Annotated in this window: 12 protein-coding genes; 9 read left to right on the top strand and 3 right to left on the bottom strand. The window is 66.3% G+C overall.

What is annotated here, in order from left to right; all coding sequences use genetic code 11:
• Positions 1–69 precede the first annotated feature (69 nt).
• Positions 70–1,647 (bottom strand): ABC transporter substrate-binding protein, encoded by a 1,578-nt coding sequence (locus ACP159_RS09540; RefSeq protein ID WP_425099446.1) that lies wholly within the window; start codon positions 1,645–1,647, stop codon positions 70–72.
• Between the two features lie 104 nt (positions 1,648–1,751).
• Here ACP159_RS09540 and ACP159_RS09535 point away from each other — a divergent pair, with 104 nt between their 5' ends.
• From ACP159_RS09535 to ACP159_RS09520, 4 genes are all read left to right on the top strand, one after another.
• Entirely contained in the window at positions 1,752–2,447 is a 696-nt protein-coding gene (locus ACP159_RS09535) for a DUF1028 domain-containing protein (protein ID WP_425099445.1), read from the top strand.
• A 96-nt stretch (positions 2,448–2,543) separates the two neighbouring features.
• A complete protein-coding gene (locus ACP159_RS09530; protein ID WP_425099444.1) occupies positions 2,544–4,058 on the top strand; it encodes a DUF4173 domain-containing protein in 1,515 nt (504 codons plus the stop codon).
• A gap of 21 nt (positions 4,059–4,079) precedes the next feature.
• Positions 4,080–4,751: a response regulator transcription factor gene (locus tag ACP159_RS09525; protein ID WP_425099677.1), complete on the top strand. Its 672-nt coding sequence runs from the start codon at positions 4,080–4,082 to the stop codon at positions 4,749–4,751.
• Positions 4,748–5,698 (top strand): sensor histidine kinase, encoded by a 951-nt coding sequence (locus ACP159_RS09520; protein ID WP_425099443.1) that lies wholly within the window; start codon positions 4,748–4,750, stop codon positions 5,696–5,698. The genes ACP159_RS09525 and ACP159_RS09520 overlap by 4 nt, the downstream gene beginning before the upstream one ends.
• A gap of 175 nt (positions 5,699–5,873) precedes the next feature.
• Here ACP159_RS09520 and ACP159_RS09515 read toward each other — a convergent pair whose 3' ends face one another.
• Complete coding sequence (locus tag ACP159_RS09515) at positions 5,874–6,236, bottom strand: DUF883 family protein (protein WP_425099442.1); 363 nt, start codon at positions 6,234–6,236, stop codon at positions 5,874–5,876.
• Positions 6,237–6,400: 164 nt separating this feature from the next.
• Here ACP159_RS09515 and ACP159_RS09510 point away from each other — a divergent pair, with 164 nt between their 5' ends.
• Positions 6,401–6,571, top strand: coding sequence for a DUF1328 domain-containing protein (locus tag ACP159_RS09510; RefSeq protein WP_425099441.1), 171 nt, complete (start codon positions 6,401–6,403; stop codon positions 6,569–6,571).
• Between the two features lie 170 nt (positions 6,572–6,741).
• Positions 6,742–7,242 carry a Dps family protein gene (locus ACP159_RS09505; protein ID WP_425099440.1) on the top strand — a complete coding sequence of 167 codons (501 nt, stop codon included), beginning with the start codon at positions 6,742–6,744 and terminating at the stop codon, positions 7,240–7,242.
• A gap of 61 nt (positions 7,243–7,303) precedes the next feature.
• Here the strand turns inward: ACP159_RS09505 and ACP159_RS09500 are convergent, their stop codons facing one another.
• A complete protein-coding gene (locus ACP159_RS09500; RefSeq protein ID WP_425099439.1) occupies positions 7,304–8,113 on the bottom strand; it encodes a response regulator in 810 nt (269 codons plus the stop codon).
• Positions 8,114–8,214: 101 nt separating this feature from the next.
• Here ACP159_RS09500 and ACP159_RS09495 point away from each other — a divergent pair, with 101 nt between their 5' ends.
• From ACP159_RS09495 to ACP159_RS09485, 3 genes are all read left to right on the top strand, one after another.
• Positions 8,215–8,391, top strand: coding sequence for a NepR family anti-sigma factor (locus tag ACP159_RS09495; protein WP_425099438.1), 177 nt, complete (start codon positions 8,215–8,217; stop codon positions 8,389–8,391).
• Positions 8,381–8,932 (top strand): RNA polymerase sigma factor, encoded by a 552-nt coding sequence (locus ACP159_RS09490; RefSeq protein WP_425099437.1) that lies wholly within the window; start codon positions 8,381–8,383, stop codon positions 8,930–8,932. The genes ACP159_RS09495 and ACP159_RS09490 overlap by 11 nt, the downstream gene beginning before the upstream one ends.
• A 103-nt stretch (positions 8,933–9,035) precedes the next feature.
• Positions 9,036–10,724 carry a sensor histidine kinase gene (locus ACP159_RS09485; protein WP_425099436.1) on the top strand — a complete coding sequence of 563 codons (1,689 nt, stop codon included), beginning with the start codon at positions 9,036–9,038 and terminating at the stop codon, positions 10,722–10,724.
• The last annotated feature ends 54 nt before the right edge of the window (positions 10,725–10,778 follow it).

Below are 10,778 nucleotides of genomic sequence, written 5' to 3'. Positions count from 1 at the left end.
TCCCTGTGGGGGGGGGCGGGGGGGCCCCCCCCCCCCCCCACGGTCGGGCGCGTCAGCGCCCGAAACCGCTCAGTTCTTCACGACATCCTGCAATTGCAGCAGGAAGGACGGCTCGAGCGAGAAGTTCTCCACCCGGTCGGACGTCACCGCGTTCTGCTTCCAGTTGGCGACGAACACCCAGGGCGCATCCTCCTGCACGATCGTCTGCATCTTCTTGTAGAGATCGGCCCGCATGTCCTGATCGGTGGCGACCCGCGCCTCTTCCAGCAGTTTGTCGACTTCCGGGTTCGAATAGTATCCGGAGTTGAACCCGCCCTTGTCCGGCCAGGCTTCGCTGCGCAGGGCGAGGTAGGGCAGGGTGTCGGGATCGTTGGTCATCCAGGCCATTTCGGCCATGTCCGCCTTGCCCTCCAGCCCCGGGTTCACCTCGCCGAGGAAGGTGTTCCACTCGTAGGTCTCGATCTTCACGTCGAAACCCACGGCGGCGAGGTCGGCCTGAATGGCGGTGCCCATGGCGACGGGATCGAGCATGCCGGAGCCGCCTTCGGTCACGAAGAAGGTCAGCTCGGCCCCCTCCGCCCCGGCCTCGGCCAGCAGCGCCTTGGCCTTCTCCGGATCATAGGGATAGGGGTCCAGCGCCTCGTTGTAGGCCCATGCGAAGGCGGGCGGGGTCGGGCCCGCGGCCACATCCGCCGTGCCTTCCAGCACGTCGTTCACCAGCGCTTCCTTGTTGATCGCGTAATTCGCCGCCTGCCGCACCTTCTTGTCCGCAAAGGGGCCTTCCTTGGCGTTCAGGATCAGGAACCAGACGTGCGGGCCGGCCTGTTCGACCACCTTGAAGCCGTCGCCCTCGAATTGCGAGAGCGCGGTCGGCGGCACCTCGACCATCATGTCGATGCCGCCCGCGAGCATTTCCGCCACTCGGGTGTTGGCGTCGGTGATCGGGCGGAAGACAACCGCCTCGGTGCCTGCCGGGTCGCCCCAGTAGTCCGGGTTCTTCTCGATCACCACCGCCTCGTTGGAGCGCCATTCGGCGAATTTGAACGGCCCGGTGCCCGCCGGGCTGCGGCCGAAGTCGGCCCCGTTCGCCTCGACGGCGGCGGGGGAGACCAGGAGGCCGGTCGGGTAGGCGAGGTTCGACAGGAAAGGCGCATACGGGCCGTTCAGCTTGAATTTCACCGTGTAATCGTCGACCACCGAGGTTTCCTCGACCGAGCCGAAGAAGAAGGCAAGCGGGAAGGGGCCGGTGTCGTGATAGGGGTGATCCTCCTTCAGCATCCGGTCGAAGTTGAACTTCACCGCTTCGGCGTTGAAGGGCGTGCCGTCGTGGAACATCACCCCTTCGCGCAGCTTGAAGGTATATTCCGTGCCGTCCTCGGAGATCTCCCAGCTTTCCGCCAACCCCGGCTCCACCTCCAGCGTGCCCGGCTTGTAGCGCACCAGACCCTCGTAGAGGTTCACGAGGATGCGGAAGTCGTTCACCGCCGTCACCGCTGCCGGGTCGAGCGATTTCGGCTCGGCAATCTGGCCGACGATCAACACGCCTTCGGGCGTTTGCGCCTGCGCCGAGAGGGTCAGCGCCCCGAGGGCCAGCGTGGAGGTTGCGGCGGCCAGCAAGGTCCGGCGCGTCAGTGTCAGAAGGTTCATTGTTGGCGACTCCCTGTCGGTTATGTTTTCTCAAAATTATCATGATAAATTGCATCGGTCAATTTTTCATGATAATTTTGAGGGGCACGGAAGGAAGACTGCCCATGACTTACTCGATCCTCGTTCACGACCCCGAAACCGGCGCGCTTGGGGGCGCGGCAACGACCGGGTCGCTGTGCGTCGGGGGGTGGGTCCTGCGGGGGCGGGTCGGGGTTGGCCTGTCCGCCAGCCAGGGCGCGGCGCCATCGACCTTCTGGGGCGAGGCCGTGCTGGACCGCATGGCCGCGGGCGCAAGCGCCGAGGCGGCGGTCGAGGCGGTCACCGCGCCGGACAGCGGCCGGGCGCAGCGGCAACTCTCGGCGCTGGACCTGCACGGCGGCGCGGCGGCCTTCACCGGTGCCGATAACACGCCTGCGATGGGGCATTGCTTTACCCAGGGCGGCATCGTCGCGGGCAACCTGCTGGCCTCGCAGGATGTCCTGCATGCGGTGGCGGAGGGGTACAGGACCACGCAGGGGAGCCTCGGGCACCGGCTGATCGCGGCGCTGCGCGAGGGCGAGACCGCGGGGAGCGACAGCCGGGGGCTTATGTCCGCCGCGCTGCTGATCCTGCATCCGGAGCACGCGCCGTTGACGCTGCGGGTGGATTACCACGAGCGCGATCCGATCGCTGCCCTGGAAGCGCTGTTCGACCGCGCGAGTACCGGCTTCTATGCCGACTGGGCGGCGCAGGTGCCTTGCGAGAATGACCGGGAGCGCGTACTGCCGCCGCGTTTCTTCCATGACTCCAAGGCCGACTGACGCGTCTGCGGAATTTCTGCACATCCGGTGCACCCGGTATGACCTGACCTTCTGACACACCGTTCCGCAATGAAACGGTGAAAAAGAGGGACACCCATGGACATCCTGACCCTGCGCGGCGTGCCGCGTGCCCTGGCGCGTGACGGCTGGTGGCTGATGAGCGAGACGACGGCGGAGGACGGCGGCGCGGCCGGGTCCCCGGCTAAGGCGATGCTGGAGCGGGTGCCGAGGCGGCTGGTGCTTGTCCTGCTGGCGCTGGTGGTGCTGGCGGACTTCCTGTTCTGGCAGGAGAACGCCGGGCTGTCGCTGGCGCTCTTTGCCTTTGCGGTGCTGGCGGGGTTTCTGGCGCTGGGGCAGGCGCGGCGGGATTGGAAGCTGCCGGTTTTCCTGTGTTTTCTGGGCGCATTGCCGGTGATCGAGCATGTACAGATGCTCTCCATCGCCTTCTTGATGGCGGGCCTGCTGGCCGCTCTGGCGCTGCTGCGCTGGCCTCTGGGCACGGCGGCGGGTGTGCTGGCCGGGCAGGGGGTGCGGCTGTACCTCGGCTTGATGGGAGCACCTTTCGCGCCACTGGTGGCGGGCTTCATGGCGCTGGCCAGGGTTGGACAGATCGACGCCGGGATGATCCCGCGCCCTGACCGGGGTGTTCTCAAGGCGCTCTTCCGCAACTGGGCGATGCCGGTGGGCGGCGGGCTGATCCTGCTCAGCCTGATGATCGAGGCGAACCCGGTGCTGGAGTTGCGCCTGTCGCAGGTGCTGACGTTCGAGCCGTCGGAGGAGGTTATCGTCCGGCTGGTCTTCTGGACCGGCGTTGCGCTGTTCGTCTGGCCCTTGCTGACGGCGGGGCCGAAGACCGTGACCCTGCCGCGCTGGCAGGGCGCTGGCCTGAACCTCGGCGTCAATCCCGGCTCGGTGCTGCGGGCGCTGTGGGTGTTCAACGGGTTGCTCGGCGTCCAGACGGTGATGGACCTGAACATCCTCGTCGGCGGCGGCAGCCTGCCGGAGGGGATGAGTTATGCCGAATACGCCCATCGCGGCGCCTATCCGCTGGTTTTGACGGCGATGCTCGCCGGAGTCTTTGCCCTGATGGCGCGGCCCTTTGCCCGGGAACACAAGGCGCTGATGCCGCTGCTGATGCTCTGGCTGGCGCAGAACGTGGCCCTGTGTGCGTCGTCGGCGCTGCGGCTGGAACTCTATGTGGAGGCATACGGGCTGACCTACCTGCGGCTGCACGCGATGATCTGGATGGCGCTGGTCGCGGTGGGGCTTGGGTTGATCGGCTGGCAGATCGTGAATAGGCGGGACAATGCGTGGCTGCGGGTCCGGTTGCTGGTTCTTGGCCTTGCGACGCTCTACGGAGCCTGTTTCGTGAACTTCGCGGAAATCGTGGCACGGCAGCAGCTGACGCGGGAGGTGGCTTCGGTCGAGCAGATCGACATCCGCTATGTCTGCGATCTGGGCGAGATGGCGAGCCGGGTGGTGACGGAAATCCGGATGCGCGACGACGCGATCGACAGCGAGATCAGCTATCTCTACTGCGAGGCGCGGCATGCCCCGGAAATCGACGGCTGGCGCGATTGGACTTTCCGCGCATGGCGGGTCCTGCAATAAATCCGGGGAGGAGTGACGATGATGAAGATCCTTCTGGTCGATGACGATCCCCGGCTGCGGGAGCTGGTGCGGATGGCGCTGGAGCGGGCGGAATATGCCGTGGTGACGGCGGGCGACGGGCAGACGGCGCTGACGCACGCCGGGCGCGAGGCACCGGACCTGATCGTGCTGGATGTCGGCCTGCCGGAGATGGACGGCTTCGAAGTCTGCCGCCGGATAAGGGCGCATTCGGAGGTGCCGATCCTGTTCCTGACAGCGCGGGACGACGAGGTGGACCGGATCGTCGGGCTGGAACTGGGGGCGGATGACTACGTCACCAAGCCGTTCAGCCCGCGTGAGCTGGTGGCGCGGGTGCGGGCGATCCTCAAGCGGACGCACGGCACGGGCAACCGCAGCGAGGCGCGGCATGGCGATCTGCGGCTCGACCGGGCGGCGCATCGGGCCTGGGTGGGGGAGCGCGAGATTGCACTGACGTCCACCGAATTTGCCCTGCTGGACCATCTGATGCGGCATCCTGGGCAGGTGCGCTCGCGGCGGCAGATGATCGAGGCGCAATGGGGCGCGCACAGCCCGGTCTCGGACCGGACGCTGGACAGCCACCTGCGCAACCTTCGGCGCAAGCTGGCGGAGGCGGGCGCACCGGAGGCGCTGGAGACGGTGCACGGCGTCGGCATGCGGCTGGGCGCGGCATGAGCAAACGGCGGTGGCGGCCGTCGCTGGGGTTCGTGCTGGGCGGCGGGCTGGCGGGGACGCTCATCATCTCGCTGGCCGGGCTGGTGGTGTTCCGCTACCTCGGGCCGGAGATCGGCTACCGGCAGGCGGCGGTCCTGCTCGGGCTGTGCATCGCGGCGGCAACGGCGTTCCTCGGCTGGCTGCTGGTGCGGCTGCTGCTGCGGCCGATCCATGCGCTGCAGGTCTACGCGGCACAGGTGATGGCCGCGCCGCGCGAGGGCACCGCGCCGCCCGCGCATTTCGGCACGAAGGAACTGCACGCGACGGCGAAGAGCGTGATGGAGATGGCGGAGGTTCTGCGGGACCGCGAGAGCAGCCTGCGCAGTTATTCCGATCACGTCACGCATGAGATCAAGACGCCGGTCTCGGCGATCCGGGCGGCGGTGGAACTGCTGGAGGACGGCGGGCTCGAGGCCGAGGACCGGGTCCTGCTGGCGCAGATCGACGGCGCACGGCGGCAGATCGAGGAGCAACTGGAGGCGCTGCGCCGGGCGGCGCGGGCGCGGGAGGTGCGGTATCCCGGGCGGGCGACAGTGGCGGAGGCGCTGGCGGTGATGCAGACACCGGGCCTGCCGGTGGTCGTCAACGGCGACGCCGTGCTGCCGATGGCCGCCGAGGGGCTGGCGGTGGTGCTCGAACAGCTGACCGGCAACGCCGCGCGGCACGGGGCGAGCCGGGTCACGCTGCGGGCCGGGCCGGGGGTTCTGACGGTAGCGGATGACGGGCCGGGGATTTCGCCGGGCAACCGGGAGCGCATCTTCGAACCCTTCTTCACGACACGGCGGGGCAGGGACGGGACAGGGATGGGGCTGTTCATCGTGCGCACCCTGCTCCGGGCGCACGGGGCGGATATCGTGCTGATCGAAGCTGCAGGCGGCGCGGTGTTCGAGATCCGGTTCGCGGCTTGACCTATGGCCCGGATAGCCAGGCCCTGCTGTCCCCCACGCAGACCTTTCCCCCACCCTGACCCTCCCCACGGGGGAGGGAAGCGCGATCCCACAGGCCGGAACGATAACAGGCAGCGTCCAAGGACGCTGCCTGCCACTCGTCAGGGTAACCCTGTCAACTCGCAAGACAAAAAGGTCAGCCGCGACGGCTGTTTCCAAGGGCAAGACCCAAGAGGACACCGACACCAACCGCGCCGGCGATGGCGAGGGCGGGGTTGTCCTTCACGAGGCGCTCGGCCTCGCTTCCGGCCTTGCCGAGGCGCTCCTTGCCAAGCTCGTATTCGAACTCGGCCCGCTCGCGCAGGTCATGGCTCGCCCGGTCCGCGCGGTCGCGCAGGTCGTGACCCGCCTTTTCGGCCCGCTCGCGCAGGTCGGCGGCGGTTTGGGACGCCTTGTCGCGGGCGTCGTGCACGCTGCGGCGGGCGCGGTCCGCAAGGCTCTCGGTTTCGCTTTCGCTGGTGATGCGGGTATCGGCTTCCATCGGGTGAACGGTCGTCATGAGAAGTCTCCTTTCACGGTGTGCGTGTTGTGAGAGAAACCGCCGCGCCGGGATTAAGTTCCGGACGGTCACGATTCGATGACCCGAAAATCTGCGGGAACCTTTTCGGCCGACCGGGGGTTGACAGGGCAGATAGCAAACAAGGCAACCTGAAAGGACTTCCCATGCTGTATTGGGCTCTTCTCTTCTTCGTCGTTGCCATCATCGCCGGGGTTTTTGGTTTTGGTGGCATCGCTTCTGCATCCGCCGGTGTGGCGCAGGTTCTGTTCGTCCTGTTCCTCATCCTGTTCGTGGTCGCCATGGTGGCCCGCGCCCTGCGGGGCCGGACGCCCTGATCCGGCAGACAAGACGGGTAACGACATGAGGCGGGGCTTATCGGCCCCGCCTTTTTCTTTATTATCATATGGTTGTGAGCAGGGTTCGGTCGCGTGATGCGGAACATTCGGGCGGTGCCCGCGTTGTTTCGGTGAATCTTACCGAACACCAACACAGGATGGAGACCGAGATGAAAGACGCACTGAATGTCACCCCGAGCACCGACGAGATCGCCACAGGTGTGAAGGAGGCGGAGCGCATTTCCCAGGCGCTGGCGGATGTGCTCGCGGACACCTACCGCCTGACCTTCAAGACCCACGCCTATCACTGGAACGTCGAGGGGCCGCTGTTCTTTCCGCTGCACAAGCTGACCGAGGGGCAGTACGAGGACATGTTCGCCGCGGCGGACGAACTGGCCGAGCGCATTCGGGCGCTGGGGCATCTCGCGCCGATGACGATGGGGGAGATCGTCGAACGCTCGCAGATCGAGGACAAGGCGGGCACGCCGAGTGCGGCTGAGATGGTCGAGGACCTGGCGTCGGACCACGAGCGGGTGGCGCATCGCCTGCACGCGCTGATCCGGCTTGTCGGCGGGCTGGCGGACCCGGTGACGGAAGATCTTGCAACCGCCCGAAGCGCGTTTCACGAACAGGCGGCCTGGATGCTCCGTGCCACCGCCAAGACCGGCTGAGACACGAAAAAACCCCCGGCACGCGCGCCGGGGGTTCCGCCTTTGGCCATGAGAGGAACGGTCAGGCCTTGAGGGTTTCGGTCGAGGAGAAGAACATCGCCTGGCTGATTGCCGAGCGGACCTGCTCCTCGGTGTAGGGTTTGGAGATGAGGAAGGCAGGTTCGGGGCCTTCGCCGGTGAGCAGGCGTTCCGGATAGGCGGTGATGAAGATCACCGGGACATCCGGATGCGACTTCAGGATGCGGTTGACGGCGTCGATGCCCGAGGAATTGTCCGCCAGCTGGATGTCCGACAGGATCAGGTCGGGCGTCTCGCGGCCGGCAAGCTCGACCGCGCCGGATTCCGTGCGCGCCACGCCCGTCACCTTGTGGCCCATTTCGGAGGTGATGGCTTCGAGATCGACGGCGATGATCGCCTCGTCCTCGATGATCATCACGCGGCCCGAGACACTCTCGGCCATCTCGGTATAGGCGATGCTGACAAGCTGTTCGGCCTCGGAGGCCGGTATGTCCATGACTTGTCCGACCTCGGCAAAGGTGAGTTCCTCGATGGTGTGCAGGAGCAGCGCCTCGCGCGTGCCGGAGGTGAGCCGCGCCAGGTGGCTCTGGGCCTTGCTTGCCAGCCCGGTTTCCTCGTCGCTGAGCGGCGCACCGGTGGTGATCCAGATCGAGTGGAACACCTTGAACAAGGCACACCGGGACGTCAGGGAGGTGTCGAAACTGGCCGGATCGCTGAGGATGGCCTCGAGCGCGGCCATGGCGTACTGGTCGCCGCGTTGCTGCGAGCCGGTCAGCGCCCGCGCATAACGGCGCAGATAGGGGAGACTGCTGCCCACGCGTGTTGCCAGATCCCCGCCGGTAACTTCGGTCATTGTTAACGTCCTTTTTTTTCACGTTTCTGGGAACCAAACGCCGAAGCACGCGTTCGGTTCCAAGCAAACCATGGAAAAACCCAAAAAATGACGTGTGATGCATGACGGCAGACAATAACAATTCCCGCCTGCAACAGGAGATCGAGGCGAACCTCAAGCGCGCCTACGACGATGTCCTGAACCAGGATGTTCCGGATCGGTTCACGCAGTTGCTGGCCCAGTTGCAGCAGGCCGGGGCCGGGACGATGTCGGACAAGGACCGGCAGAATGACGCTTGATCCCCGCGAGGAACTGGTCGAGCACATTCCGGCCATGCGCGCGTTCGCGATGAGCCTGACGCGCAATTCGGCCCTCGCCGACGACATGGTGCAGGATGCGCTGGTCAAGGCCTGGACCAAGATCGAGAGTTTCGAGGCAGGCACCAACATGCGGGCCTGGCTCTTTACCATCCTGCGAAACACCTATTACTCGCACTTCCGCAAGGCGCGGCGCGAGGTGGAGGATGGCGACGGCGTCTTGTCCGCCAATCTGGCGCAGAAACCGGACCATGACGGACGCCTGCAGATGCGGGATTTCAACACGGCCTTCGCGCAGCTCAATGCGGAGCAGAAGGAAGCGCTGGTGCTGGTCGGCGCGGGGGGCTTCTCCTACGAGGAGGCGGCCGAGACCTGCGGCGTCAAGGTCGGCACCATCAAGAGCCGGGTCAACCGGGCGCGGGCGCGGCTGGCGGAGCTGATGGGGCTGGACGAGGACGACCGGCTGGAGGCGACGGACATCGTCACGTCCGGTATCGTCGCCGAGAACCCGAGCGCAGCCTGAGGTTTGCTGAACAACGACGGGACGGCGCCCGGTTTGCGGGCGCCGGACAGGGTTTGACAGGAGGCCCACGCGCTTGAGGCGACGAATAGCAAAGCTTCGCAGCTTGTCCGCACGCCTTGTGGCGATGCTCTCCCTGGCGCTGTTGCCGCTCGGGGTGATTTCCCTTTACCAGACACAGGCAGTGCTGGACGAGGCCCGCTCGCTCAACCGCGCGTCGCTGAAGGGGCGCACGGTGGAGGCGGCGCTGGCGGAGCGCGAGTTGATCCAGGAGGCGCTCGGCGCGGCGCAGGGTCTGGGAGCGACGGTGCTTGCCGCACCCGCGGGCACCTGCACCGAGGTCATGGCGCAGTTCATCCGCAACCACCCGCAGTTCATCTTTGCCGGTTTCGTGCGCAGCACCGGCATCATGACCTGCAGTTCGGCCCGGGTCACCCGGGACTTTTCCGACAACCTGGTGTTCAAGAACATCATGGAAGGCAAGAAGCCGACGATCGAGATCAGCAAGCGTGGCTCGGTCACCGGGCAGCAGGTCATCGTGGTCAGCCACCCGGTCTGGATGTCGGGTGAGATGGTCGGCTACGTGAGCATCTCGATCCCGCACCGGCTGGCCAATGCGCTGATGTCGGACAGCACCGAGGACGAAGGCCTCCGGCTGGCGACGATCAACATCGAGGGCGAGGTGATCTCGGCCACCGGCGGGGTCGAGGCGGCGCCACAGTTCATGCCGCAGAGCACGCAGGTCTGGGCCACGCTGGCCGAGCGGGTCGGCGAGACCTTCGACGCGATGGCGGGCAACGGCGAGGAGCGGGTCTTCGCGATTTCGGAGATGATTCCGGGTAGTGTCGTGCTCGTCGGCAGCTGGCCGCAGAGCAGCGGCGCGGAAAACGCCGCACAGTTCAGTTTCATCCTGTCGATTCTGTTCCCCATCCTGATGTGGGGGGTGGGCGTGACGGTGGCCTATTTCGGGGTGCAGCGGCTGGTGATCCGGCACATTTCGGAGCTGCGTTCGGCGATGCGCAAGTATGCGCTCGGCGAGTTGCACGGCGGGCGGGTGGAACTGCACAACCCGCCGGAGGAATTGGCCGACACCGCGCGGGCGTTCAACCGGATGGTGCTGTTTCTCGCCCAGGCGGAGGCCCAGCAGGAGCAGGACCTGCGCGACAAGGAGGTCCTGCTGCGCGAGGTGCACCACCGGGTGAAGAACAACCTGCAGCTCATCGCCTCGATCATGAACATGCAGGCCCGCACTGCAAAGACCCCGGAGGCGCGGCGGATGCTCGCCGGTCTGCAGCGCCGTGTACGCGGCCTCGCGACGCTGCATCGCACGCTCTACACCAAGCCCGACACCAGCGCCGTCAATGCCGCCGAGATGATCGAGGCCATGGTCAAGGATCTCTCCGGGATGCCCGGTGAGAGCGGCGTGCGCGTGCGTACGGAACTGCAGGACGTGATGCTGTTCCCGGACCAGGCGGTACCGCTGTCCATGCTGCTGGCGGAGGCGTTGACGAATGCGCTGAAATACGTCGGCATCCCGCCGGACGGACCGGCGGAGATCCGCATCGACCTGACGTTCGACGAGCCGAGCCGCCTTGTGCGTTTCTCGATCCGCAACACGGTCGGCACGCCGGTAACGCCACCGGATGCGGACGCGACGGAGAGCACCGGGCTCGGGAGTACGCTGATGCGGGCGTTCGTGACGCAGTTGGAAGGCACGGAAAATGTCGACTCTGGCGAGTCGCACCACGTCTATTCGGTGAGCTTCGTGGCGGGCGATTTCAATCCGGACGCCTGAGTATCGCGGCCGAACTCTTTCAAAGAGTTCGGTCCGATTTCCTCGCAGGAAATC

Source organism: Tropicibacter sp. S64, from assembly GCF_049803835.1.
Classification (GTDB): Bacteria; Pseudomonadota; Alphaproteobacteria; order Rhodobacterales; family Rhodobacteraceae; genus Pacificoceanicola.
The sequence above is the reverse complement of the archived record's forward strand: the minus strand, read 5'-3'. Positions and strand labels throughout refer to the sequence as shown.

Coding starts and splice junctions, on each gene's coding strand:
- ACP159_RS09490 (WP_425099437.1), top strand. CDS start 8,381: ATGACGCTTGATCCCCGCGAGGAACTGGTCGAGCACATTCCGGCCATG.
- ACP159_RS09510 (WP_425099441.1), top strand. CDS start 6,401: ATGCTGTATTGGGCTCTTCTCTTCTTCGTCGTTGCCATCATCGCCGGG.
- ACP159_RS09525 (WP_425099677.1), top strand. CDS start 4,080: ATGAAGATCCTTCTGGTCGATGACGATCCCCGGCTGCGGGAGCTGGTG.
- ACP159_RS09540 (WP_425099446.1), bottom strand. CDS start 1,647: ATGAACCTTCTGACACTGACGCGCCGGACCTTGCTGGCCGCCGCAACC.
- ACP159_RS09520 (WP_425099443.1), top strand. CDS start 4,748: ATGAGCAAACGGCGGTGGCGGCCGTCGCTGGGGTTCGTGCTGGGCGGC.
- ACP159_RS09530 (WP_425099444.1), top strand. CDS start 2,544: ATGGACATCCTGACCCTGCGCGGCGTGCCGCGTGCCCTGGCGCGTGAC.
- ACP159_RS09515 (WP_425099442.1), bottom strand. CDS start 6,236: ATGACGACCGTTCACCCGATGGAAGCCGATACCCGCATCACCAGCGAA.
- ACP159_RS09500 (WP_425099439.1), bottom strand. CDS start 8,113: ATGACCGAAGTTACCGGCGGGGATCTGGCAACACGCGTGGGCAGCAGT.
- ACP159_RS09495 (WP_425099438.1), top strand. CDS start 8,215: ATGACGGCAGACAATAACAATTCCCGCCTGCAACAGGAGATCGAGGCG.
- ACP159_RS09535 (WP_425099445.1), top strand. CDS start 1,752: ATGACTTACTCGATCCTCGTTCACGACCCCGAAACCGGCGCGCTTGGG.
- ACP159_RS09505 (WP_425099440.1), top strand. CDS start 6,742: ATGAAAGACGCACTGAATGTCACCCCGAGCACCGACGAGATCGCCACA.